This is a genomic window from Rhizobium sp. RAF36 (assembly GCF_052114105.1).
Taxonomy (GTDB): domain Bacteria; phylum Pseudomonadota; class Alphaproteobacteria; order Rhizobiales; family Rhizobiaceae; genus Rhizobium.
On sequence record NZ_JBFREC010000001.1, the window covers coordinates 295,736 to 318,971 of the forward strand.

The following is a 23,236-nucleotide window of genomic DNA, read 5'->3' on the forward strand; positions in this document are numbered from 1 at the left end:
TTTTCTGAGGCCGGCGGCGCGCGAAAGCCTGTGAATAGCGCGCAATTCCCTCGAAGTTCGTGGCGGCGGGGGTGAAACCTGCTTATATGATCGCTCAGCCACGAGGTCCTGATGCGCTTTTCCAATTCCTTTCTCGATGACATACGCGACCGCGTCCAGATTTCGGACGTGATCGGCCGCCGTGTCAGCTGGGACAAGCGCAAGACCAATGTGCCGCGCGGAGATTACTGGGCCTGCTGCCCGTTCCATGGCGAGAAATCGCCGAGCTTTCACTGCGAAGATCGCAAGGGCCGCTACCACTGCTTCGGCTGCGGCGTCACGGGCGATCATTTCCGGTTCCTGACCGAGCTCGAGGGCTTGAGCTTTCCCGAAGCCGTGCAGCAGATCGCCGATATGGCGGGCGTGCCGATGCCGGTTGCCGATCCGGCGATGGAGAAGCGCGAGAAGGAGCGGACGTCGCTGCTCGACGTCATGGAGCTCGCGACGCAATTCTTCCAGGATCAGCTGCAACAGGCGAATGGCGCCCGCGCGCGCGCCTATCTTCGCGACCGTGGCCTGACGGGACGGACGATCGAGACCTTTAGACTCGGCTTCGCGCCAGACAGCCGCAACGCGCTTAAGGAATTTCTGTCGGGCAAGGGCGTGGGCAAGGAGCAGATCGAAGCCTGCGGTCTCGTTGTGCACGGATCCGACATTCCGGTCAGCTACGACCGGTTCCGTGATCGAATCATGTTTCCGATCCTTTCGTCGCGGGAAAAGGTGATCGCCTTTGGCGGCCGCGCCATGTCGCCGGATGCGCCGGCGAAATATCTGAATTCGAACGAGACCGAGCTCTTCCACAAGGGGCAGGTTCTCTACAATTTCGCCCGTGCCCGCCGGTCGCTGCAGGGTGCTGACGGCGAGCCGACGGTGATTGCCGTCGAAGGCTATATGGACGTGATTGCGCTGCACCAGGCGGGGATCGAAAATGCCGTGGCGCCGCTTGGTACCGCGCTCACCGAAAACCAGCTCGATCTGCTCTGGAAGATGACGTCGCAGCCGGTGCTCTGCTTCGATGGCGACGGCGCCGGTATCCGTGCTGCCAACCGCGCGGCCGATCTGGCCCTGCCGCATCTGAAGCCGGGACGCACCGTGCGCTTCGCGCTGCTGCCCGATGGCAAGGATCCTGACGATCTCGTGCGCAACGAAGGTCGCGCGCCCTTCGACAAGGTGATGAGCCAGGCGAAGCCGCTGGCGGAAATGCTCTGGGGCCGGGAAGTCGGTGGCGGCAATTTCGATACGCCCGAGGCGCGCGCCGAGCTCGAAGCACGGCTGAAGCAGATGGTGGCTGTCATCGGCGACGAGAACGTCCGCCGCCACTACCAGCAGGATATCCGCGACCGCCTGAACAGGTTCTTCCAGCCGCAGTTTCAGAATAGAGGCGGCGACCGCCGCAATTTCGAACGCGGCAATGGCGGTGGCGGCAATTTCCGCGGCAAGGACGGTCAGGGCCGCCCGCAGGCGGGTGGTGCGCGGACTGTCAATCTGGTCTCCGAGCGGTTGACGCGATCCGGTCTGGTGCGCGGCCACCAGGAAATTCCGGCGCTGCGCGAAAGCGTGCTGGCGCTGACCGTCATCAATCATCCGGCGCTGATGCAGGACGACTACGACGAAATCGCCGCCATCGAATATGACAACCGCGACCTGCAGCGCCTGTGGTCGGCAATGCTGGGTGCGGCGGCGATGGTCGCCAGTCCGCATCTGACGCGCGAGTATCTTTTCGAAGAGCTGGAGCGCCAGGACTTTTCCGGTCTTCTCAAGGGGCTCGATCAGCAGGTGCGCAACGCGCGGCTCTGGACCGCCACCGAAGAGGCGGCGATGGAGGATGCGCGCGAGGGCTACCGTCAGGCGCTGGCCTTCCACAAGCGCGCCAAAGCGTTGCGCTGGCAGAAGATCGAGCTCGAGCGGGAAATCGCCGAGGCGACGGAAGAGGGCAATGCCGAGATCATCGATCAGCTGATGCGCGCCTTGCAGGAAGTGCATTTCGAAGGTTTGCGGCTTGAAAACCAGGAAGCGATCATCGACGGCTTCGGCGTGCTTTCAGGCCGGGTCAAGGGCGCGGCGAGCCATTGATGGACGGCGGTGACAAGGCATTTTCGGCGGGTGGTGCGCTGTTCGGCAATGGCAGGGCGCCGCTCGACATATTGAAGCGCGTCTATGGCTTTCCGGCTTTTCGCGGCAAGCAGCAGGCGGTGGTCGAGCATGTCGCATCTGGCGGCGATGCCGTGGTGCTATTTCCGACTGGTGCCGGCAAATCTCTCTGCTTCCAGATCCCGGCGCTCTGCCGCGATGGCATCGGCATCGTCGTGTCTCCGCTGATTGCGCTGATGCGCGATCAGGTGGAGGCGATGAAGCAGCTCGGCATCCGTGCTGCAGCACTGAACTCCTCGATCAGCCGCGACGAATATGTCGAGATCCGCCGGGGTATCTCATCGGGCACGCTGGATCTGCTCTATGTGACGCCCGAGCGTATCCTGATGGACGGCTTCCGCGAGATCATCGGCGATGCCAGGATCGCGCTGTTTGCAATCGATGAGGCGCATTGTGTCTCCCAGTGGGGACATGATTTCCGGCCCGAATATCGCGAGCTTGGCAGGCTTTCAGAGCACTATCCCGGCGTGCCGCGCATTGCGCTGACGGCCACTGCCGATCCGCATACGCGCGAGGACATCATCGAGCGCCTTAGGCTCGAAGGCGCCGAGGTCTTTACCACCAGTTTCGACCGGCCGAACATCGCCTATGAAATCGTCGAGCGCGATCAGCCGCGCCAGCAGCTGCTGCGGTTCTTGTCCGGGCACAAGGGCAATAGCGGCATCGTCTACTGCCTGTCGCGCGCCAAGGTCGAGGACACGGCCGAGTGGCTGAACACGCAGGGGATCAGGGCGCTTGCCTACCATGCCGGCATGGACCGGGCGATGCGCGACGCCAACCAGGATGCCTTTCTCAAGGAAGACGAACTCTGCCTTGTCGCCACCGTCGCCTTCGGCATGGGGATCGACAAGCCGAATGTGCGCTATGTCGCGCATCTCGATCTGCCGGGTTCCGTCGAGGCCTATTATCAGGAGACCGGACGCGCCGGGCGCGACGGGCTGCCCTCCGAAGTCTGGATGGCCTATGGCATGGCCGATGTCATCCAGCGGCGGCGTATGATCGACGAGGGCAACGCGGCCGATGAAATCAAGCGCATCGAGCGCGGCAAGCTGAATGCGCTGCTCGCCATCTGCGAGACCGCCTCCTGCCGCCGCCAGGCTATTCTGGCGCATTTCGGCGAGGCGCATTCGGGCGGCTGCGGCAGCTGCGATACCTGCACCAAGCCGGTCGAGACCTGGGATGGAACGGAAGCGGCGATCAAGGCGCTGGCCGCCGTCTACCGGACCGGCGAACGCTTCGGCACCGGCCATGTCATCGACGTGCTGCTCGGCAATGCCAACGAGAAGACCGAACGCTTCGGCCATACGACGATGCCGGTCTTTGGTGCCGGCAAGGATATCGCTGCCAAGACCTGGCAATCGATTTTCCGCCAACTGCTCGCCATGGGCCTGATCCGCATCGATCACGACGCCTATGGGGCGATGAAGCTGGAAGCGGAGGCGCGCGCCGTCTTCAAGCATGAGAGGCAGGTGTTTTTCCGCAAGGACCGGGTGGTCGCCGGACGCAGCAGCCGGAAAGCCGAGCGGACCAACCGCCATGCCGGATTGTCGGGTGCCGACGGGCTGCTGTTCGAGGCGCTCCGGGCCGAGCGCACCTCGATTGCCAAATCGCTCGGGGTCCCGCCCTATGTCGTCTTCCCCGACACGACCCTGATCGCCTTTGCCACCGAGCGGCCGCGCAGCCGCAAGGAACTGCTGGATATCTCCGGCGTCGGCCAATCGAAGCTCGAGCGCTACGGCGACGCCTTCCTGGACGTGATCCTTAGCCACGACGACTAAGGGGCGGCGCCCAGGCATGGCGCGCGAAAAGTGCCTGTCCTTGAAAATATTTCGTACCGGATCGGCGACATCTGCACTTGCTTTGTGCTAATTGCAGCGCCCATCGGAGGAATTTTTGGGGATTATGGCATTTACAATGACAAAAGCATTTCTTTCACACCTCACCACCGAGCTCGCGTCCCTCAAGGAAGCAGGGCTTTACAAGTCTGAGCGTGTCATCACCTCGAAGCAGGCGGGGGAGATCGCCGTGGCTTCCGGCGACCGCGTCCTGAACTTCTGTGCCAACAATTACCTTGGCCTTGCCGACAACGAGGAGCTTGCCGAAGCCGGCAAGCAGGCGCTCGACCGGTACGGCTACGGCATGGCCTCAGTGCGCTTCATCTGCGGGACGCAGGAAGAGCACAAGCAGCTCGAGGCGCGCATCTCCTCCTTCCTCGGCATGGAAGACACAATTCTGTATTCGTCGTGCTTCGATGCCAATGGCGGTCTCTTCGAGACGCTGCTCGGCGAAGAGGATGCGATCATTTCGGACGCGCTGAACCATGCCTCGATCATCGACGGCGTGCGCCTCTCCAAGGCCAAGCGCTTCCGCTATGCCAATAACGACATGGCAGCGCTCGAAGAAGAGCTGAAGAAGGCCGAGGGCAGCCGCTTCAAGATGATAGCCACCGATGGCGTCTTCTCGATGGATGGCATCATCGCCAATCTGAAGGGCGTGTGCGATCTCGCCGACAAATACGGCGCGATGGTCATGGTCGATGACAGCCATGCGGTCGGCTTTGTCGGCAAAAACGGCCGCGGTTCGCCCGAATATTGCGGCGTCGAGGGCCGGGTCGATATCATCACCGGGACGCTCGGCAAGGCGCTGGGCGGCGCTTCGGGCGGCTACACGTCCGGCAAGGCCGAGGTCATCGACTGGCTGCGCCAGCGCTCGCGCCCCTATCTGTTCTCGAACACGCTGGCTCCGGTCATTGCCGCTGCATCGCTGAAGGTCTTCGACCTGATCGAGAACGGCGATGGCTTGCGCGAAAAGCTTACGGCCAACGCGACGCTGTTCCGCACCGAAATGACCAAGCTCGGCTTCACGCTGGCGGGCGAGGGGCATGCGATCATTCCTGTGATGCTCGGCGATGCGAAGCTGGCGCAGGACATGGCGGCGCTGATGCTGAAGAAGGGCGTCTATGTGGTCGGCTTTTCCTTCCCTGTCGTGCCGAAGGGCCAGGCCCGTATCCGCACGCAGATGTCGGCGGCGCATTCGACCGCTGATGTCGAGCGGGCAATTGCCGTCTTTGCCGAAGCGGGCAGGGAGCTTGGGGTTATCTAGATGCGGTTTCCCCCTTCTCCCCAGCGGGGAGAAGATGTCCGTCAGGACAGATGAGGGGGCGAGCGAAGCGAGGCTCGGAGCGCAAGCGAAGAGCAGTTGATGTTTACGGGGGCAGCCCCCTCATCCGCCCTTCGGGCACCTTCTCCCCGCTGGCGAGAAGGGACGGTGAGGCCGGGCGCCAATCGAAGGAAGAAAATATGTCGAACATGATGAAGGCGCTGGTGAAGTCGAAGGCGGAGGTCGGGCTCTGGATGGAGACCGTGCCGGTTCCCGAGGTCGGCCCGAACGATGTGCTGATCCGCGTGAAGAAATCGGCGATCTGCGGCACCGACGTGCATATCTGGAACTGGGACCAGTGGGCGCAGAAGACCATTCCGGTGCCGATGGTCGTCGGTCACGAGTTCTGCGGCGAGATCGCCGAGATCGGCTCCGCTGTCACCAAATACCATGTCGGCGAGCGTGTCTCCGGCGAGGGGCATATTGTCTGCGGCAAGTGCCGCAACTGCCGTGCCGGCCGCGGGCATCTCTGCCGCAACACGCTCGGCGTCGGCGTCAACCGCCCGGGCTCCTTCGGTGAGTTCGTCTGCATTCCGGAAGCCAATGTCGTGCCGATCCCGGATGATATTCCGGATGAGATCGCGGCGATCTTCGATCCGTTCGGCAATGCCGTTCACACCGCTCTGTCCTTCGATCTCGTCGGCGAAGACGTGCTCGTCACCGGTGCGGGGCCGATCGGCATCATGGGCGCACTGGTTGCCAAGCGCTCCGGCGCCCGCAAGGTCGTTATCACCGATATCAACCCGAACCGCCTCGATCTCGCCCGCAAGCTCGGGATCGATTACGTCGTCGACGCCTCGAAGGAAAACCTGGCCGATGTGATGAAGTCGGTCGGCATGACCGAGGGCTTCGACGTCGGGCTTGAAATGTCGGGTGCCGCACCCGCGTTCCGTGACATGATCGACAAGATGAACAATGGCGGCAAGATCGCCATCCTCGGCATTGCGCCGGCCGGTTTCGAGATCGACTGGAACAAGGTGATCTTCAAGATGCTGAACCTCAAGGGCATCTACGGCCGCGAGATGTTCGAGACCTGGTACAAGATGATCGCCTTCGTCCAGGGCGGACTGGATCTTGCGCCTGTCATCACCCACCGCATCAAGATCGGTGAATTCCGCGATGGCTTCGAGGCGATGCGCTCCGGCAATTCCGGCAAGGTGGTCATGGACTGGCTGTAAACGAGGAGGAAAACGGCATGAAATACGAGGGAAGCTGTCACTGCGGCAACGTCGCCTTCGAGGTCGAGGGCGAGTTCGCCGAGGCACTGGATTGCAATTGCAGCTTCTGCCGCAAGCGCGGCGGCTTGCTCGGTTTCGTGCCGATGACCCAGTTCGAGCTGAAGACGCCGCGCGAGAAGGTGTCGACATATACGTTCAAGAGCCACGCAATCCGGCACAATTTCTGCGCGGATTGCGGTATTGCGCCGTATAGCGAGGCGACGGCACCGGATGGAACGGCAATGGCGGCGATCAACCTGCGCTGCATTCCGGCGGTCGATATCGGGGCATTGAAGATCAATCCCTTTGATGGCGCGTCGCGGTAGCGGCCTATACTGCGGCGTCAAGACATGGGGCCGCAAATGCCACTATAAAACCGCCATTGACTCGGATAAGAGGGGACGAGAGCTTTACGCCCTTGTCTTTCACTGGTGACATCCTATCTAAGGCTGGCAATCGCTTAAGCGGTTCGTCAGCCTGTGGATAAGGCATTTTCCGTGTTTTCGGCAGCTTTTTTTGTGGAAAAGCTTGACGAGATGAAAAATTGTGGGAATCACCGTTCGACTTAAAGCGGTGAACTTGGGTCAAGGCGGATCGCACAAACCATGGCCGGAAATTTAGAAGCATTGAAGCTCTGTCATCCGGCGCCGGCAATCGTGGTTAATCAGGCTTTAAAGGTCATCCCGTTAGGTGGGTAATTGGTGATTCGAGACCGGCGGTTGCACGCAGTCTCGTAGCGGCCATCACCAGCGAGTTTGAATAGCGTCAGGAAGGCGACGACATAAATGGCAACGAAGGTCAAAGAGAACGAAGAAGCGGAAGTCGAACGCGACGGCGCAACCGACGGCCCTCTTCTCGATCTTTCCGATGACGCGGTCAAGAAGATGATCAAGGCCGCGAAAAAGCGCGGCTATGTGACGATGGACGAGCTTAATGCCGTTCTTCCGTCCGAAGAAGTGACGTCCGAACAGATCGAAGACACGATGTCGATGCTCTCCGACATGGGCATCAACGTGATCGAAGACGAAGAAGCTGAAGAAGCCCAGGGCGGCAGCAACAGCGACGACGACGATAGCGGCAGCGATGACGACAACGAAGGCGGAGAACTCGCGCCTTCGAGCGGCACCGCGCTTGCGACGGCGAAGAAGAAGGAACCGACCGATCGTACCGACGATCCGGTGCGCATGTATCTGCGCGAAATGGGTTCCGTCGAGCTGCTGTCGCGCGAAGGCGAAATCGCCATCGCCAAGCGCATCGAGGCCGGCCGGGAAACGATGATCGCCGGTCTCTGCGAGAGCCCGCTGACCTTCCAGGCCATCATCATCTGGCGCGACGAACTGAACGAAGGCACGACGCTGCTGCGCGAGATCATCGATCTGGAAACGACCTATTCGGGTCCGGAAGCCAAGGCTGCGCCGCAGTTCCAGAGCCCTGAAAAGATCGAGGCGGACCGCAAGGCTGCCGAAGAGAAGGAAAAGACCCGCCGCGCCCGTACCGGCGACGACGACATCACCGATGTCGGCGGCGAAGGCATGCCGATCGAGGAAGAGGAAGAGGACGAAGACGAGTCCAACCTTTCGCTGGCCGCGATGGAAGCCGAGCTGCGGCCGCAGGTCATGGAAACCCTCGACCTGATCGCAGAGACCTACAAGAAGCTGCGCAAGCTGCAGGACCAGCAGGTCGAGCAGCGCCTTGCCGCGACGGGTACGCTGTCGTCGGCGCAGGAGCGCCGCTACAAGGAGCTCAAGGACGAGCTGATCAAGGCGGTCAAGTCGCTGTCCTTGAACCAGAACCGTATCGAGGCTCTGGTCGAGCAGCTCTACGATATCAACAAGCGCCTCGTTCAGAACGAAGGCCGCCTGCTGCGTCTGGCAGAATCCTACGGCGTCAAGCGTGACTCCTTCCTGGAACAGTACCAGGGCGCCGAGCTCGACCCGAACTGGATGAAGTCGATCGCCAATCTGGCCGCCCGCGGCTGGAAGGAATTCGCCAAGGGCGAAAACACGACGATCCGCGACATCCGCCAGGAAATTCAGAATCTGGCGACCGAAACCGGTATCTCGATCTCGGAATTCCGCCGTATCGTGCATATGGTGCAGAAGGGCGAGCGCGAAGCGCGTATCGCCAAGAAGGAAATGGTCGAAGCGAACCTTCGCCTCGTCATCTCCATCGCCAAGAAGTACACGAACCGCGGCCTGCAGTTCCTCGACCTCATTCAGGAAGGCAATATCGGCCTGATGAAGGCGGTCGACAAGTTCGAATACCGCCGTGGTTACAAGTTCTCGACCTATGCGACGTGGTGGATCCGTCAGGCGATCACCCGCTCGATCGCCGACCAGGCCCGCACGATCCGTATTCCGGTGCACATGATCGAAACGATCAACAAGATCGTTCGTACCTCGCGCCAGATGCTGCACGAAATCGGCCGTGAGCCGACGCCGGAAGAACTGGCCGAAAAGCTTGCCATGCCGCTCGAAAAGGTCCGCAAGGTCCTGAAGATCGCCAAGGAACCGATCTCGCTCGAAACCCCTGTGGGTGACGAAGAGGATTCGCACCTCGGCGATTTCATCGAGGACAAGAACGCGCTTCTGCCGATCGACGCCGCCATTCAGGCGAACCTGCGCGAAACGACGACCCGCGTTCTGGCATCGCTGACGCCGCGCGAAGAACGTGTTCTTCGCATGCGCTTCGGCATCGGCATGAACACCGACCACACGCTCGAAGAAGTCGGCCAGCAGTTCTCGGTTACCCGCGAACGTATCCGCCAGATCGAAGCGAAGGCGCTGCGCAAGCTCAAGCACCCGAGCCGCTCACGCAAGCTGCGCTCGTTCCTCGACAGCTGAGTGGACGACGTCACGAAATACGAAGCCCGGCCATGTGCCGGGCTTTTCTTTTGGGCAGGGTGCAACTAAGGCGTTTGCCTGCCGCCGTCATGCCACAATTCGGCAGAGGATGGCCGGAGTTCCAGCAAGCAACGGGCCGCAGTGCATGACGATCACGTCGCATCCAAAGACAAAGGCAGGATGACCGGTGGCGTGGGCCGAGCGACAGCCAGAGGCGGGTATCAACTGGGGCGCTCCGGCTTCCCTGCTGGTGCACGCGCTGTTCATCGCCTTGCTGCTCGTCTATCTGCCGAAGCCTGCGATTTTCAATGCCCCCGGCGAGGATAGCGTCAGCGTCGATATTGTCCCGGCGCCGCCCGCGGATATGCCTTCCGAACGCCGCGCTGATCCTGCTCCGCAGCAAACCGAAGTGGGTACGGCCCCCGCAGAGCCTTCACCCGCCCTCCCAGTCTTCAAGCCGCTACGGCCGCCTGTGAGCAAGATCGATCCGCCTGCCGATGCGCTGGTGCAAGCGAGCCAGCTGTTCTCCGGCCGGACGCTCAGCGATCCCCGCAGCAGAAAGGCCAAGGCGGCGCTGCGCCAACTTTCCGGTGACGAACGCAATCTGCAGCTTTGCGGGCTCGAGGCGATGGAACAGCTGCGCCGGTCGCGGCCGGGTATCAGCCCCGATGCAATCGCGCCCTATGCCATGGCACCGGAGAAGGTCAGGGGCGGCAGCATCGATGTCGAAGGTGGCGCGTTTCGCAGCGGGAGGATGTGGTACGCGATCCGCTTCCGCTGCGAGGTCGACAGTGCAGGGGTGGTGAAGTCGTTTGCCTTTGCCGCCGGCGATCCCCTTCCACGCAACCTCTGGCGGGATCACAATCTCGTGGCCGACGACGGTCCGGCCGACTGACGCCTTATATTGACTGGAAATCATGCATCTTTCTGTTTTGCGGCTTGATGCTGCCTGCTTTTGACGCCACATCGGCATCAAGCGGTTTTAGGTGCAATGCAGAAACTCACGAAGAAGCATTTGGCAGGGATCAGTTGGGGTGTGGCGGCATCGGTTGCGCTGCATGTGCTGGTCGCTGCCGTGCTTCTGGTGAAACTTCCGACGCCGCAGCCTGAGCCGCAGCAGGAAGAGGCCGTGCAGGTCGAAATGGTGCCGCCGCCGGAGGAAAAGAAGGAAGAACCGAAACCCGAGCCGCCGAAGCCCGAGGAGAAAAAGCCGGAAGAGCAGGCGAAGAAGGAAGAGCCGCCACCGCCACCTCCGCCGCCACCGGAAGAGAAGAAGCCGCAGGAGGAGGCGAAGCAGGAACCGCCGCCGCCCCCTCCGCCTGAGGAAAAGAAGGCCGAGGAGCAGGTCAAGAAGGAAGAGCCCCCACCGCCGCCTCCGGAAGAGAAGAAACCGGAAGAGCAGGCAAAGCAGGAGCCGCCTCCGCCACCACCTCCTCCTCCGCCGGAAGAGAAGAAGTCTGAGGAGCCGAAAGCCGAACCGCCGAAGGCCGAGCAGGACGCCGCAAACAAGCAGGCTGACGGCAAGCAGGGGGAGGGTTCGCCCATGCCTGTGCTCCGCCCGGTCTTCCAGTTCGGCGACAAGGATAGCGGCCCGAAGAAATCCGATACCGGCAATAGCGCCGAGGGCGAAGCCAAGCCTGCCACCAGCGCGCCGACCCATGAGGATGCCGCAGGCGAGCCGAAGCCCAAGGCCGATGCCGGCGACAAGCCCGATGGCGCCAAGGAGCCACCTGCCAAGCCGGTGCCCGACGACATCGATCTGCCGCAGGTGGATATTGCCGACGCGCATTCGGAGAACAACGGCCCTGAGATCGATGCTTCGGGCACGGCGATGACCAGCATCGAGCAGGCAAAGCCTGTCGAAAAGCCCATTGATGCCGAGAAGCCGGATGCGCCGAAGGACGGCCTTGCCGAGGCAAAGACGCTGTTTTCGCAGGATGACGACGGCGACCAGGTGGCGAGTACAGCAATGAACGGTATTCCGCGCGGGCGCCGCGCTGCGCAGCTCTGCAGCACCGAGCTGCGCGAACAGTTGGTTCACGGATCGCCCGCCTACCGGCCGGTGATCGTGCCGATGTACGCGCTAGCGAAGGGTACCGTTCTCGATGTGAAACGCGGCGCCTTCCGGACCGCAGAAACCTGGTATGACGTGCGGTTCCGTTGCGAGGTCAATGACGCCGCGACCGAAGTCGTGTCCTTTGCGCTTGATGTCGGCAATGCGGTGCCGCGCAGCGAATGGCGCAGCCGCCGCTTTCCCGAATAGCGCCAGCTTTGCGCAAGACAGCCCCCGTATTCTCCCGTCATCGCCGATGTTCCGGTGAATGAAAGGACGATGATATGTCGAACGATGTCGAGCACTTCCTCGAATCCCAGGATGAAGCCGTGGCTCTGGCTTTTATCGAAAACAAGTCGGACGAACTGACCGATATCCTTGTCGCAGCCCTTGAAGATGCGCTGCAGATCCTTTCCCAGGAATTTGGCCCGCAGACGGTCCATTGATCGCTTGACGCCTTGTGCCGCCATCCGGCGGCTGGCACTCTTGGCTATTGCGGAGAGTGCAGCATGGATGGCGGATTCAGAATGTACCGCTCGGCGGTATCAGGTATCGACGCTGTCGAGGCGGTGAGCCGGCAGAGTTTCGCGCGCCATACGCATGAGCAGTTCGGGATCGGGCTGATCCATCGCGGCGCCCAGAAATCGCTGAGCGGCCGCGGCATGGTCGAGGCCGAGGCGGGCGATATCATCACCGTCAATCCCAATGAAGTTCACGACGGCATGCCGCTTGGCGAGGACAGGGCGTGGCGTATCCTCTATTTCGATCCTGGCGTCTTCGGCGAACTCGCCATGGAAGCGGCCGAGGGTGGATCGCGGCGCTGCGAAATTCCGCATCCCGTGCTTCGCGACAACCGGATGGCCCAGCGCTTCCTGGCGCTGTTTTCGGCCGTCACCGGCAGCGGGGAGCCGCTGCGCTCAGACGAGCTTCTGGTGACGCTGACGGCCGATATTCTGCGGGAAGGGCGCCAGACTGCGGATGCCGCGCCGGTTCCTGCCTCTGTCGGCCGCGCCCGGTCGCTGATCGATGACGATCCGGCAGCACCGGTCTCGCTTGCCGCATTGGCGCTGGAAAGCGGGCTCAGCCGTTTTCAGCTGGTGCGGGCCTTCAGCCGCGCCACCGGTCTCACGCCGCATGCCTATCTGGTTCAGGCGCGGGTGCATCTGGCGAGGCGGTTGATCGGCCGGAAGATGCCGCTTGCCGAGGTGGCGGCGGCCAGCGGCTTTGCCGATCAGAGCCATATGACGCGGGCCTTTACGGCGCGCTACGGGCTCTCTCCCGGCATCTATGCCCGCGGCGCTTCCAGATAGCCTGCAATTTCCTTCAAGACCCCGGCCTGCTTTCCCGCTCATCTGGCTTCGATCCAGGGAGCAGGACATGACACGGCAGCAGCAGGGTTATCTCTATCTGACATTGGCGATGACGACGGTCGGCAGCACCGTGATCGCCAGCAAACTGATTGCGGCGGGCTTACCGCCGTTCACGGCGACGGCGCTGCGCTTTGCTGCGGCACTGCCGTTCTTCCTGCTTCTGATGCGGGCAACCGGGACACGGTTTCCGCGGCTGCCGCGCCACGACTGGGGTATCCTCGTCATCCAGGCGGCAGCGGGCAGCGTCGGCTATACGACACTGTTGATCTCGGGGCTGTCTATCACTTCGGCCGCCAATGCCGGAGTCATCATCGGAACACTGCCGGTCGTCTCGGCTGCCATCTCCATCCTGCTGCTCGGCGAGCGGCCGGATCGCTTTCTGCTGCTGGCGATCGGCCTTGCTGCGGCCGGTGTGCTGTCGATCGTCTTTGCGCCCGGCGCCGGTCGTGGGTCTCTTGTCGGTGACGTCATGATCGCCGGCGCGGTTCTCTGCGAGGGGCTGTTCATTCTGCTCAACAAGCGGCTTGCGACTGCCATTCCGCCTCTGGCGCAATCGTCGCTGATGGCGGCGATCGGCCTTGTGGCTGCTGCCATCCCGGCGCTGTTCGAAAGCCACGCGATTTCGGCGGCGTCAGGAACGGCGCTGCTTTCCGTGCTCTACTACGCCCTGGTGCCGACGGTGGCGGGGTTCATGCTGTGGTATGCCGGGGCCGAAAGGGTCAGCGGCTCGGAAGCCTCGCTGTTCACCGCCGTAGCCCCTGTCTCGGCCGTTATCTTCGCCTTTATGCTGCTCGGCGAACCCGTCAGTCTCAACCAGGTCATCGGCATCGGTGCCGTGCTGGCGGCGGTCGCAGGGCTTGCCCTCGCTGGCCGCAGACGCGGGGCGGCCTAGCCTTCGTCACGGCGGAAATGGGCGCGGTAGTCGCGCGGCGTCATGCCCTTTTCGGCGCGGAACTGGCGATTGAAATTGGCGAGCGAGGCATAGCCGACGGCGTCGGCGATATGGGCGACCGGCTGGCTGGTCGAGGAGAGGCGGGCGCAGGCATCGCCGATCCGCATGCGGATCAGATAGTCGCTGACCGTCGTGCCGGTATGGCGGCGGAACATGCGGTGCAGGCCCGAGACGCTGAGGGCGGCAATATCGGCAAGCTCGTCGAGCCCGAGCGGCCGCGCATAGTTCAGATGAAGATGGGTGAGTACCCGGTCGATGCGCTCGCGGCTCTCCTGCAGCGCCGGCTGCTGGCCGGGCGTGCTGGCAAGCGGCGCTGCCTGGCGGTCGGCGGCGACCTGGGTGAGGATCGAGAGCAGCGAGAGCAGGCGCTCGGCCGGTGGCCGGTCGAAGATGGTTTCGAATTGGGGGCGGACAGCCATTCCGGTCTCCTTGGAAAACTGCAGGCCATTCTGGCCGCGGACCATCAGTTGCTCGATCGGCCGAAGCTCGACCGCGCCCGCCGTCATCTGCCGCATCCAGTCCGGGTGAAACCAGAGAACCAGGGCGCGGTGCGGCACGGCGGGGTCAAGCTTTTCGCGTGACGCCCAGGTATGCGGCAGGTTGGGGCCGACGAGCACGAGGTCGCCATCCTCATATTCGCCGGTGTGATCGCCTATGAAGCGCTGGCCGACGGAATTGAGGGTGAGCGTCAGCTCAAATTCCGGATGGTGGTGCCAGACGAAGGGAATGGCATCGTCGAGCCGCCTGTTCAGCATCGGCCAGCTGACACCGGATTGGCGTGGGAGAACTTCGAGATAGGGTCTCATCGGGCGCTGGTTACATTGACGACGCCAAAATAGTATCAGAACAGGCCATAGGCAGGCAACATTGCCGCCACGCTGCAGCTACACTCTCTCCATCGCCTGAACCGACAGGGATTACCGCAATGGGAGAGAGACATGCAGCAGACAGCCATGAAGCGCGACGCGCATCCGACCGCAGGTTCGGTCACCACGCAGCTCAAGGATATCAAGAAGAAGCTTCCGCTTCGCGTGCTCTCGGAGGCCGACTGGCAGCACTGGACGAAGAAGGGCTACGTCATTGTCCGTCAGGCGGTGCCTGCGGAGAATGTCGAGCGGCTTGTGGAAGTGCTCTGGCGTTTTGACGAGAAGGACCCCAACGATCCTTCGACCTGGTACGCGCCGCAGCGCCGCGAGCACAAGATGAAGGAACTCAACAACACCGGCATGCTGGAGATCTACAATCACCAGGCGCTGTGGGACAACCGGATGGAGAAGCGCGTCTATGACGTGTTCGTCGATATCTGGGACCGCGAAGACCTGTGGGTGACAATCGACCGCGCCAACCTCAATCCGCCGAAGAAGGTCAAGGGCAATCCGAACGGCTTCATCCATTGGGACGTCGACACCTCGATCGACCCGCTGCCGATCGGTGTGCAGGCGGTTCTCAGCCTGAAGAAGCAGGACGGCGATGTCGGCGGCTTCCAGTGCGTTCCCTATCTCTTCGAGCATTACGAGGAATGGGTGAAGACGCAGCCTGCAGACCGCGATCCGATGCATCCTGACATGACCGGTCTGTCGACCGAGAATATCTCGATGGAGCCCGGCGACCTGATGATCTTCAATTCGCTGTTGGCCCATGGTGTGCGCCCGAACCATTCCGACAACCGCGTCCGCATGGCGCAGTATATCTCCATGCATCCGGCGGAATACGACAATGCCGAGGAACGCGACGAGCGCATCCGCCTGTGGCGCGAGCTCGACAGCCCGAAGCGCGACGCCTTCCCGGGCGACCCGCGCGAATGGGAGAAGAACAATGCGACGACCGCGGAACTGACGCCGCTGGGGCGGAAGTTGCTGGGGTTGGATCGCTGGGGTTGATGGGGTACCGCCACGGAGTTTGATTTTGCGGGGGGCGCCTCTTAGGTGCCCTCATTCCTGTGCTTGTCACAGGAATCCAGTCACCGTGCGTCTGCGCGGTGGGAAGAGTCTTTTCGGCCCAAGGACTTGGGCCGGCTAGATTCCTGTGACAAGCACAGGAATGAGGGGGAGGTTGGGGAGCGCTCTCCGCTCACAATCGGCGTGTCCGGCACTCCCGCCCCTTGGGCATCTCACAAGTCCTCCCTATCTCTCTGTGGATCAATCTATTCGAGGCACCCATGTCAGGCAGGCCCGTCAAGATTCCCGGACCCGATCATCCGATCAGCGTCGAGCATAATCCGGCCCGTATCGTTGTGAAACTCGACGGCAAGGTGATTGCCGATACGCATGATGCGCTGACGCTGCGCGAGGCGTCCTATCCGCCGGTGCAGTATATTCCCCGCAAGGATATCGACATGTCGCTGCTGGCGCGCACCGATCATTCGACCCATTGCCCGTATAAGGGCGATGCTTCCTATTACAGCATCGTGCTGGGTGGGGATCGCTCGAAGAATGCTATCTGGACCTATGAGACGCCGAACCCTGCGGTCAGCGAGATCAAGGACCATATGGCCTTCTATCCGGATCGCGTCGATTCCATCGAGGAGCTGCAGGTGCCCGAAGCCGGGCAGTTCTGACGCGGGGTGACGATGCGCGGCTTGGCGCCGCGCATCGCGTTCAGTTCGTCCGGACGAGACAGCGCACCAGGCCTTCCAGCGAGACGCGGCCGGCGGGTGTGCCGCTCTCGCCGATGACGGTCGCCTGCGTGGCGTTGTTTTCCGTCATCATGCGCATGGCTTCCTCGACATTGTAGCTGCCGGGAATCCGGACCGACGAGTCGCCTGCGGGGTTGCTGAGCGGCTCCATCAGCGCGTCGATGCGGATGACCCGGCCGCGGTTCACTTCCTTGACGAAGGCCTTGATGTAGTCGTCGGCGGGGCTCAGCACGATATCGGCCGCCGTGCCCTGCTGGATGACCTCGCCGTCGCGCAGGATGGCGATCTTGTCGCCGAGGCGCAGCGCCTCGTCGAGATCGTGCGTGATGAAGACGACGGTCTTCTTCAGTTCTCGCTGCAGCTCGAGAAGCACGGTCTGCATGTCGACGCGGATCAGCGGATCGAGGGCCGAATAGGCTTCGTCCATCAACAGGATATCTGCATCGTTGGTCAGCGCCCGGGCGAGGCCGACGCGCTGCTGCATGCCGCCCGACAGCTGGTTCGGGTAGTGGTTGGAGAAGCCCTCCAGCCCGACCCGCTTGATCCAGATATCGGCACGGGCCTCGCGCTCGGATTTCGCCACGCCCTGGATTTCCAGGCCGTAGACGGTGTTTTGCAGCACCGTGCGGTGCGGCAGGAGGCCGAATTTCTGGAAGACCATCGCTGTCTTGTGGCGGCGGAATTCGCGAAGTTCTTCCTCGTTCATCTGGCAGACGTCGGTGCCACCATAGAGCACTTCGCCCGAAGTCGGGTCGATCAGCCGGTTGATATGGCGGATCAGCGTCGATTTGCCGGAGCCTGAAAGCCCCATGATGACGGTGATGCTTCCGCCGGGGATATGGATATTGATGTCCTTCAGACCGAGAACGTGACCGTGCTCCTTGTTGAGCTCGGTTTTCGACATCCCCTTGGTGACGGCTTCCACGAAGTCGCGGCCGCGGGGACCGAAGATCTTGTAGAGATTGCGGATTTCGATCGATTGACTAGCCATGCACGATTTCCCGGTGCTTCTGCAGGCGCAGACCGTAAGCCTGGCTGATGCGGTCGAAGATGATGGCGATGCCGACGATGGCGAGACCGTTGAAGACGCCGAGGGTGAAATACTGGTTGGCAATCGCCTTCAGCACCGGCTGGCCGAGGCCCTGGACGCCGATCATCGAGGCGATGACGACCATGGCGAGCGCCATCATGATGGTCTGGTTGATGCCGGCCATGATGGTCGGCAGCGCGAGCGGCAGCTGGACGTTGCGCAGCTTCTGCCAGCTGGAAGAGCCGAAGGCGTCGGCGGCTTCCAGCACATCCTTGTCGACCATGCGGATGCCGAGATTGGTCAGGCGGATCATCGGGGGGAGGGCGTAGATGACGACCGCGATGACGCCGGGCACACGGCCGATGCCGAGCAGCATGACGACGGGGATCAGGTAGACGAAGCTCGGCATGGTCTGCATGACGTCGAGCACCGGATTGACGATGTTCTGCATACGGTTCGAGCGCGACATGCCGATGCCGATCGGAATGCCGATGACGATCGACAGAACCGTACAGACGAAGATCATCGATACCGTCTTCATCGTGTCCTGCCACATGTCGAACCAGCCGATCAGAAGCAGTGTCACCACACAGCCGGCGACGATCTTCCAGCTACGGCTCGCCACCCAGGCAATGGCGGCAACGGCAAGGATGACCACCGGCCACGGTGCGCCGGTGAGAAGCCTTTCGGCCCAGATCAGGAAACTTTGCAGCGGGCTGAAGAGCCCTTCGATGCTGTCGCCATAGGCGCGGGTGAAGCCGCGAAAGCCTTCATCCACGGCCCTTTTCAGGTCGCGCAGCATATCGTCGTTCATCGTTGGAAATTTCCAAAGCCAATCCATGTCGGTCCCCATGGCAAAAGCAGCGGCGGCCCATTCTTCTTACGGGCGTCGCTTGAAAACATCGGGCGGGCGGCGTCCTGGTGTCAAGACGCCGCCCGCTTGCGAAATATCGGGGATCAGAGAGAAGCCTTGATCTTCTCTGCGACTTCGGGGGAGACCCACTTGGTCCAGAGATCACCGTTTTCCTTGAGGAAGTGCTTCGCACCGTCTTCACCGGTTGCCTGGTTGTCGCTCATCCAGGCGATCAGCTTGTTGACCGTGTCGTTGGTCCAGGCGCGCTTGTTCAGGTAGTCCATGGCAGGACCGGCGCGGTCGGCGAAGCTCTTGCTGACGAGGGTCTGAACGTCATCCGACGGCCAGGCGTTCGGCTTCGGATCGGCGCAGTCGGCGATCGAGGTGCAGCGCTTCCATTCGGCCGCGTCATAATCGACGCCGAAGCCGAGCTTCACCATCTCATACTTGCCGAGCAGCGAAGTCGGCGCCCAGTAATAGCCAACCCACGGCTGCTTGCCTTCGTAGGCTTTGGCGATCGAGCCGTCGAGGCCGGCGGCCGAGCCGGTGTCGACGAGCGTGAAGTTTGCCTTGTCGCCGCCGTTCGCCTTGAAGAGCTGCGTGGTGACAACAGTGCCGCCCCAGCCCTGCGGGCCGTTGAAGACGGCGCCCTTGCTCTTGTCTTCAGGGGCCGGGAACAGTTCCGGGTGCTTGAAGAGATCGGGGATGGTCTTGATGTCAGGGTGGGCGTCGGCGACATACTTGGGGATCCACCAGCCCTGGATGGCGCCGTCGGAGAGAATCTTGGCCGCGGCGACGACCTTGCCGCCTTCGAGGCCGCGCTTGACGAGTTCCGGCTGTAGGCTGACCCAGGCTTCCGGCGCGATATCGGGCTCGCCCTTTTCAGCCATCGAGGTCAGTGTCGGAACGGTATCGCCGGTGACGATTTCGGCGGTGCAGCCGTAGCCGGTTTCGAGAATGACCTTGTCGAGATTTGCAGCAACTTCGGCAGACTGCCAGTTCATGCTTGCGATCGTGACATTGCCGCATTCAGCAGCGGATGCTGCGCCGCCCATAGCCAACAGGCCGGCAGCAAGGACGGTAGAAGCCAAAAGTGCTTTCATTTTTTTGTTCCCTCTGGTCGCGGTGCAACGTGAACCCGGGCGCTGGCAGCACCGCGTCTGCCAGCAAGCACATTGAGCCTGCACAGGGCGTGCAAGCGCCATTCCGATTGCGTCAGAATATGGCGCAATGGCGCTTTCTTTCAACGATTGCTTAAATGCTTTGTCGCGATCGGGACAATCGTCCCGAATCCCCAAATCGGTAGTGCACTTTCGCCGCAGTTGACATCGGGTTCATAGAGGCAGAACAGGGGCTTATAAAATTCCTATCAATGGCCCGTGGGTTCCGCCGGCCGGAAGTTTCCAGATGGACACAGTTCACGCTCCCCGGGACAGCGTTCTCAAGCACCCCGGCTATCTCAATTTCGCCGCCTCGCGCGTCTTCTCGTCGCTTTCGTTCCAGTGTGCCGCAATCGCGATGGGCTGGATGATTTACGACAAGACGCATAGCGCCTTTGCGCTGGCGCTTGTCGGGCTTTGCCAGTTCCTGCCGATGGTGGTGCTGACCTTCGTCGTCGGCCATGTCGCAGACCGGTTCGACCGGCGGCGGATCGGGCTGATCTGCCAGCTGATCGAGGCGGTCACCGCCGCGGTGCTGGCGATCGCCACATGGCAGGACTGGCTGACGCCGGCGGGGATTCTCGTCGCGGTGACGATCATGGGCGCGACGGTCGCCTTCGAGCGGCCGACGATGGCGGCGCTGCTGCCGAATATCGTGCCATCTTCGATGTTGCAGCGGGCGGTGGCCACCTCGACGTCGATGATGCAGACGGCGCTGATCATCGGCCCGTCGCTCGGCGGTCTGCTCTATGGCGCGCATCCGGTGGCGCCGTTTGCGGTTTCGGCGGTGATGTTTACGGCCGCCAGTATCAACGTCATATCGATCCGCATGAGCTGGACGCCTTCGAAGCGTGAGCCGGTAACGCTCACCTCGGTGTTTGCCGGGGTGTCCTTCATCAAGAGCCGGCCGGTGATGCTGGGGACGATCTCGCTTGATCTGTTTGCGGTTCTGCTCGGCGGCGCCACGGCGCTGTTGCCGATGTTTGCCCGCGATATCCTGCATGCCGGTCCCTGGGGGCTTGGCCTCTTGCGTGCAGCCCCCGCCATCGGCGCGCTTGCCATGTCGATCGTGCTGGCGCGGCGTCCGCTGAGCAGCAATGTCGGCAAGAAGATGTTCGCCGCCGTCGCCGTCTTCGGGCTGGCGACGATCGTCTTTGCCGTCTCGACCAATATCGCGCTGTCGGTGGTGGCCCTGCTGGTCGTCGGTGCGTCCGATACGGTCAGCGTCGTGGTGCGCAGTTCGCTGGTGCAGTTGCTGACGCCGGACGAGATGCGCGGGCGCGTCAACGCCGTCAACTCGCTGTTCATCGGCACATCGAACCAGCTCGGCGAATTCGAATCCGGCATGCTGGCGGGCTTCATGGGGCCGGTCGCCGCAGGGATCATCGGCGGCGTCGGCACGATCGTGGTCGTGCTGCTCTGGACGCGGCTCTTCCCTGACCTTGCCAAGGTGAAGACGCTACAGGGATAGACGGTCCGCGATTTTCTTTTTCCGGGCTGTCGGTTTGACAGGACGTCAATCGTCCTATGTCCATCGACAGACGAAAAGGAGGAAGAGAAATGGCTTATGTGGATGGTTTCATCGTTCCCGTGCCGAAGGACAAGCTCGAGGCCTACAAGGAGTTCTCCGCCTATGCCGGAGCGATCTGGAAGGAATTCGGGGCGCTGGAATATGTCGAATGCGTCGGCGACGACGTGCCCTATGGCGAGGTGACGTCCTTCCCGCGGGCGGTGCATCTCAAGGAAGACGAGATCGCCGTGTTTTCCTGGATCCTCTATCCATCCCGCGAGGTGCGCGACGAGATCAACAAGAAGGTGATGGCCGATCCCCGGCTGGAAGGCGACAAGTGGCAGATGCCATTCGACGGCAAGCGGATGATCTATGGCGGCTTCAAGGAACTGCTGCGCCTCTAGACGCCATTGACATCGGGCATGCGGAGCGACAGGTGACCCGGAGCTGATAACCGGAGCCTTTCGCATGCCAGTCACGTCGATCACGGTCGCAACCCGCGGCCAGGGCCTCTATGAATTCACCGGCGAGGCCGAGGCCTTCGTGCGGGCGCAGGACGCGGAAGAGGGGCTGCTGACCGTCTTCGTTCGGCACACGTCCTGCTCGCTGCTGATCCAGGAAAATGCCGATCCCGATGTGCGCACCGACCTGAAGGCCTTCTTCGCCCGCCTCGTGCCGCCGACATCGGATCCGTCGATGCGCTGGGTCGTTCACACGATGGAAGGGCGCGACGATATGCCCGCCCATATCAAGTCGGCACTGACGCAGGTGTCGATCGGCATCCCCGTGATCAATGGCCGGCTGGGGCTCGGGACATGGCAGGGGATCTATCTTTTCGAACACCGCGACCGGCCCCATCATCGCGAAATCCTGTTTCATTTCAGTGGCTGAACCGAAACTGAATGCGCAATTCGAACACCATTCAGAATTAGCTCTCTATTGTCGAATCATCCCCGCAAGGGAGCTTCGACCGCCACATGAAACGAGGAAAACCCCATGACCACCTTTATTGCCAAGGCTTCCTTTGCAGCATTGCTTGCCATCGCTTCTATTCCGTTCGGCACCACGGCGGCTTCCGCAGCCGGTGCTGACCGCGCCGCTGTCGTCGATGTGCAGTATCGTCCGCCGATGCGCGGTTGCTCGCCGATGGAAGCTGTGCGCAAGGCGCGCTGGAGCGGCCTGCGCGATGTGCGTATCACTGCCGTTACGCCGCGCCGCGTCGTCGTTACCGGCCGTGACCGCCGTGGCCTTGATAGAATGACCTTTGCGAACGTTCGTGGTTGCCCGCTGATCCGTCGCTAACAGTAGCAGGCGCCGGTCTCCCCGATGCGGCGCCACAGAACCGCCCTTTGCCAAAGTCTCCCCGGATCGCGGCAAGGGCGGTTTTTTATTGCCCAAAACGAAAAAAGCCTCGCACGAGCGAGGCTGAGTTCTAGGCCGCCTCGGGGAAAAGAAGAGGCGACGGGGAGTTATCTAGTACTCCGCGGTACGGTTGCAAAGGACACTTTTGTCTATTCCGGTACGCTTTTGCTTCATTGATTCTGATGCTGGTATCAAGAATGCTGATAGCCGCCGGAATTCAGGGCTTCACGCCCGGATGAACAGGGCTCCCACGAGCCCGAAGACTGCGATCGATTGCAGGATGAACATCGGCAGCTGGTCAGACATGGTTCCCTCCCGTGGGGCGATGCGGAGATGTTCTGGTTGTCGGGAGACCCGGGCTCCGCTTCGGCCGGGCCTCCTTGGTGATTTTTAGCGGCAGTGCCTGATCGTCTTGGTGACGGTGCGCTCGCCGTCATCGCGGGTGATGCTCTTGGTCACGCAGCGATCGCGATCCCGCTCGCGGTAGGCGCCAATCGCGACACCGCGGTCGCTGATCCTGATATCCGGGCGGACTTCGCCGCGGTCTTCGGTATAGACGCGCTTCTTGACCACGACCGTCTCGGCCATGGCAGGAACGCTGAAACTCAATGCTGCCACTGCAGCCATCGTAGCACAAATCATCTTTCGCATTATCGAATACCTCCGTTTAGCGATGCAGAGGGAACGGCGGGTGCAGCCAGAGGTTCCGGCCGCATCTGCGCGGCACCGTCACCTTGCGGGACAGGCTGTTACGGAAATTTATGGTGGAGAGGACGAACAATTTCGGCCTTCGCGATGTGAAGGAGCTGCCCGAAGCGCTTGTCCGTTCCATGCCGTTGGTGATAGCGTCATATTTCTCTGAATATAACGCTTCGAGTTCACGATGCCGCCTCTGGCCCATT

At 62.0% G+C, this 23,236-nt stretch carries 22 protein-coding genes; 17 read left to right on the forward strand and 5 right to left on the reverse strand.

The annotated features are described in order from the left end of the window. Positions 1–111: 111 nt before the first annotated feature. The 11 genes from dnaG (at position 112) to AB4Z25_RS01555 (ending at position 13,724) form a co-directional block, all read left to right on the forward strand. Entirely contained in the window at positions 112–2,112 is a 2,001-nt protein-coding gene (dnaG, locus tag AB4Z25_RS01505; RefSeq protein ID WP_112537819.1) for a DNA primase, read from the forward strand. Beyond that, positions 2,112–3,968 carry a DNA helicase RecQ gene (gene recQ / locus AB4Z25_RS01510; RefSeq protein ID WP_112537818.1) on the forward strand — a complete coding sequence of 619 codons (1,857 nt, stop codon included), beginning with the start codon at positions 2,112–2,114 and terminating at the stop codon, positions 3,966–3,968. Before dnaG ends, recQ begins: the two co-directional genes overlap by 1 nt. Positions 3,969–4,104: 136 nt before the next feature. Further along, positions 4,105–5,292: a glycine C-acetyltransferase gene (locus AB4Z25_RS01515; RefSeq protein WP_112537817.1), complete on the forward strand. Its 1,188-nt coding sequence runs from the start codon at positions 4,105–4,107 to the stop codon at positions 5,290–5,292. A gap of 197 nt (positions 5,293–5,489) precedes the next feature. Beyond that, positions 5,490–6,527, forward strand: coding sequence for an L-threonine 3-dehydrogenase (gene tdh, locus AB4Z25_RS01520; RefSeq protein WP_112537816.1), 1,038 nt, complete (start codon positions 5,490–5,492; stop codon positions 6,525–6,527). Positions 6,528–6,544: 17 nt separating this feature from the next. Then, positions 6,545–6,892: a GFA family protein gene (locus AB4Z25_RS01525; protein ID WP_112537815.1), complete on the forward strand. Its 348-nt coding sequence runs from the start codon at positions 6,545–6,547 to the stop codon at positions 6,890–6,892. Positions 6,893–7,351: 459 nt separating this feature from the next. After that, on the forward strand, positions 7,352–9,409 hold the full coding sequence (gene rpoD / locus AB4Z25_RS01530; protein ID WP_112537814.1) for an RNA polymerase sigma factor RpoD: 2,058 nt from the start codon (positions 7,352–7,354) through the stop codon (positions 9,407–9,409). 187 nt (positions 9,410–9,596) lie between these two features. After that, positions 9,597–10,304, forward strand: coding sequence for a DUF930 domain-containing protein (locus tag AB4Z25_RS01535; protein ID WP_112537813.1), 708 nt, complete (start codon positions 9,597–9,599; stop codon positions 10,302–10,304). Positions 10,305–10,424: 120 nt separating this feature from the next. Further along, positions 10,425–11,672: a DUF930 domain-containing protein gene (locus AB4Z25_RS01540; RefSeq protein WP_442207816.1), complete on the forward strand. Its 1,248-nt coding sequence runs from the start codon at positions 10,425–10,427 to the stop codon at positions 11,670–11,672. Positions 11,673–11,746: 74 nt separating this feature from the next. After that, positions 11,747–11,908 carry a hypothetical protein gene (locus AB4Z25_RS01545; protein WP_442207817.1) on the forward strand — a complete coding sequence of 54 codons (162 nt, stop codon included), beginning with the start codon at positions 11,747–11,749 and terminating at the stop codon, positions 11,906–11,908. A gap of 63 nt (positions 11,909–11,971) precedes the next feature. Then, positions 11,972–12,772, forward strand: a complete 801-nt coding sequence (locus tag AB4Z25_RS01550) for an AraC family transcriptional regulator (protein WP_112537811.1) — start codon at positions 11,972–11,974, stop codon at positions 12,770–12,772. Positions 12,773–12,839: 67 nt separating this feature from the next. Further along, entirely contained in the window at positions 12,840–13,724 is an 885-nt protein-coding gene (locus tag AB4Z25_RS01555) for a DMT family transporter (protein ID WP_112537810.1), read from the forward strand. Here the strand turns inward: AB4Z25_RS01555 and AB4Z25_RS01560 are convergent. Then, positions 13,721–14,590: an AraC family transcriptional regulator gene (locus AB4Z25_RS01560; RefSeq protein ID WP_112537809.1), complete on the reverse strand. Its 870-nt coding sequence runs from the start codon at positions 14,588–14,590 to the stop codon at positions 13,721–13,723. The two genes, AB4Z25_RS01555 and AB4Z25_RS01560, sit on opposite strands and share 4 nt — an antisense overlap. A 132-nt stretch (positions 14,591–14,722) precedes the next feature. Here AB4Z25_RS01560 and AB4Z25_RS01565 point away from each other — a divergent pair, with 132 nt between their 5' ends. Together AB4Z25_RS01565 and AB4Z25_RS01570 are read left to right on the forward strand one after the other, a co-directional pair. Further along, positions 14,723–15,664, forward strand: coding sequence for a phytanoyl-CoA dioxygenase family protein (locus AB4Z25_RS01565; protein ID WP_112537808.1), 942 nt, complete (start codon positions 14,723–14,725; stop codon positions 15,662–15,664). Between the two features lie 278 nt (positions 15,665–15,942). Beyond that, entirely contained in the window at positions 15,943–16,341 is a 399-nt protein-coding gene (locus AB4Z25_RS01570) for a DUF427 domain-containing protein (RefSeq protein WP_112537807.1), read from the forward strand. Positions 16,342–16,381: 40 nt separating this feature from the next. Here the strand turns inward: AB4Z25_RS01570 and AB4Z25_RS01575 are convergent, their stop codons facing one another. The 3 genes from AB4Z25_RS01575 to AB4Z25_RS01585 all read right to left on the reverse strand — a co-directional run bounded on the left by AB4Z25_RS01575 (position 16,382) and on the right by AB4Z25_RS01585 (position 19,405). Beyond that, complete coding sequence (locus AB4Z25_RS01575; RefSeq protein ID WP_112537806.1) at positions 16,382–17,410, reverse strand: quaternary amine ABC transporter ATP-binding protein; 1,029 nt, start codon at positions 17,408–17,410, stop codon at positions 16,382–16,384. Next, positions 17,403–18,290 carry an ABC transporter permease gene (locus tag AB4Z25_RS01580; protein ID WP_112387442.1) on the reverse strand — a complete coding sequence of 296 codons (888 nt, stop codon included), beginning with the start codon at positions 18,288–18,290 and terminating at the stop codon, positions 17,403–17,405. Before AB4Z25_RS01580 ends, AB4Z25_RS01575 begins: the two co-directional genes overlap by 8 nt. Before the next feature lie 116 nt (positions 18,291–18,406). Beyond that, entirely contained in the window at positions 18,407–19,405 is a 999-nt protein-coding gene (locus AB4Z25_RS01585; RefSeq protein ID WP_112386903.1) for an ABC transporter substrate-binding protein, read from the reverse strand. A 304-nt stretch (positions 19,406–19,709) separates the two neighbouring features. On the opposite strand from AB4Z25_RS01585, the gene AB4Z25_RS01590 reads away from it, so the two are divergent. The 4 genes from AB4Z25_RS01590 (at position 19,710) to AB4Z25_RS01605 (ending at position 22,274) form a co-directional block, all read left to right on the forward strand. Beyond that, complete coding sequence (locus AB4Z25_RS01590) at positions 19,710–20,933, forward strand: MFS transporter (RefSeq protein WP_112515809.1); 1,224 nt, start codon at positions 19,710–19,712, stop codon at positions 20,931–20,933. Positions 20,934–21,022: 89 nt separating this feature from the next. After that, a complete protein-coding gene (locus AB4Z25_RS01595; protein WP_112386905.1) occupies positions 21,023–21,376 on the forward strand; it encodes a DUF1428 domain-containing protein in 354 nt (117 codons plus the stop codon). A 64-nt stretch (positions 21,377–21,440) separates the two neighbouring features. Next, a complete protein-coding gene (locus tag AB4Z25_RS01600; RefSeq protein ID WP_112537805.1) occupies positions 21,441–21,863 on the forward strand; it encodes a secondary thiamine-phosphate synthase enzyme YjbQ in 423 nt (140 codons plus the stop codon). 105 nt (positions 21,864–21,968) lie between these two features. Further along, positions 21,969–22,274 carry a hypothetical protein gene (locus AB4Z25_RS01605; RefSeq protein ID WP_112386907.1) on the forward strand — a complete coding sequence of 102 codons (306 nt, stop codon included), beginning with the start codon at positions 21,969–21,971 and terminating at the stop codon, positions 22,272–22,274. Positions 22,275–22,724: 450 nt separating this feature from the next. Here AB4Z25_RS01605 and AB4Z25_RS01610 read toward each other — a convergent pair whose 3' ends face one another. Continuing rightward, positions 22,725–22,985, reverse strand: a complete 261-nt coding sequence (locus AB4Z25_RS01610; RefSeq protein WP_112386909.1) for a hypothetical protein — start codon at positions 22,983–22,985, stop codon at positions 22,725–22,727. Between the last annotated feature and the right edge of the window lie 251 nt (positions 22,986–23,236).

Coding starts and splice junctions, on each gene's coding strand:
- AB4Z25_RS01525 (WP_112537815.1), top strand. CDS start 6,545: ATGAAATACGAGGGAAGCTGTCACTGCGGCAACGTCGCCTTCGAGGTC.
- AB4Z25_RS01555 (WP_112537810.1), top strand. CDS start 12,840: ATGACACGGCAGCAGCAGGGTTATCTCTATCTGACATTGGCGATGACG.
- AB4Z25_RS01590 (WP_112515809.1), top strand. CDS start 19,710: ATGGACACAGTTCACGCTCCCCGGGACAGCGTTCTCAAGCACCCCGGC.
- AB4Z25_RS01605 (WP_112386907.1), top strand. CDS start 21,969: ATGACCACCTTTATTGCCAAGGCTTCCTTTGCAGCATTGCTTGCCATC.
- AB4Z25_RS01560 (WP_112537809.1), bottom strand. CDS start 14,590: ATGAGACCCTATCTCGAAGTTCTCCCACGCCAATCCGGTGTCAGCTGG.
- tdh (WP_112537816.1), top strand. CDS start 5,490: ATGTCGAACATGATGAAGGCGCTGGTGAAGTCGAAGGCGGAGGTCGGG.
- AB4Z25_RS01595 (WP_112386905.1), top strand. CDS start 21,023: ATGGCTTATGTGGATGGTTTCATCGTTCCCGTGCCGAAGGACAAGCTC.
- dnaG (WP_112537819.1), top strand. CDS start 112: ATGCGCTTTTCCAATTCCTTTCTCGATGACATACGCGACCGCGTCCAG.
- AB4Z25_RS01545 (WP_442207817.1), top strand. CDS start 11,747: ATGTCGAACGATGTCGAGCACTTCCTCGAATCCCAGGATGAAGCCGTG.
- AB4Z25_RS01580 (WP_112387442.1), bottom strand. CDS start 18,290: ATGGATTGGCTTTGGAAATTTCCAACGATGAACGACGATATGCTGCGC.
- AB4Z25_RS01610 (WP_112386909.1), bottom strand. CDS start 22,985: ATGCGAAAGATGATTTGTGCTACGATGGCTGCAGTGGCAGCATTGAGT.
- AB4Z25_RS01515 (WP_112537817.1), top strand. CDS start 4,105: ATGACAAAAGCATTTCTTTCACACCTCACCACCGAGCTCGCGTCCCTC.
- AB4Z25_RS01565 (WP_112537808.1), top strand. CDS start 14,723: ATGCAGCAGACAGCCATGAAGCGCGACGCGCATCCGACCGCAGGTTCG.
- recQ (WP_112537818.1), top strand. CDS start 2,112: ATGGACGGCGGTGACAAGGCATTTTCGGCGGGTGGTGCGCTGTTCGGC.
- AB4Z25_RS01585 (WP_112386903.1), bottom strand. CDS start 19,405: ATGAAAGCACTTTTGGCTTCTACCGTCCTTGCTGCCGGCCTGTTGGCT.
- rpoD (WP_112537814.1), top strand. CDS start 7,352: ATGGCAACGAAGGTCAAAGAGAACGAAGAAGCGGAAGTCGAACGCGAC.
- AB4Z25_RS01575 (WP_112537806.1), bottom strand. CDS start 17,410: ATGGCTAGTCAATCGATCGAAATCCGCAATCTCTACAAGATCTTCGGT.
- AB4Z25_RS01550 (WP_112537811.1), top strand. CDS start 11,972: ATGGATGGCGGATTCAGAATGTACCGCTCGGCGGTATCAGGTATCGAC.
- AB4Z25_RS01570 (WP_112537807.1), top strand. CDS start 15,943: ATGTCAGGCAGGCCCGTCAAGATTCCCGGACCCGATCATCCGATCAGC.
- AB4Z25_RS01600 (WP_112537805.1), top strand. CDS start 21,441: ATGCCAGTCACGTCGATCACGGTCGCAACCCGCGGCCAGGGCCTCTAT.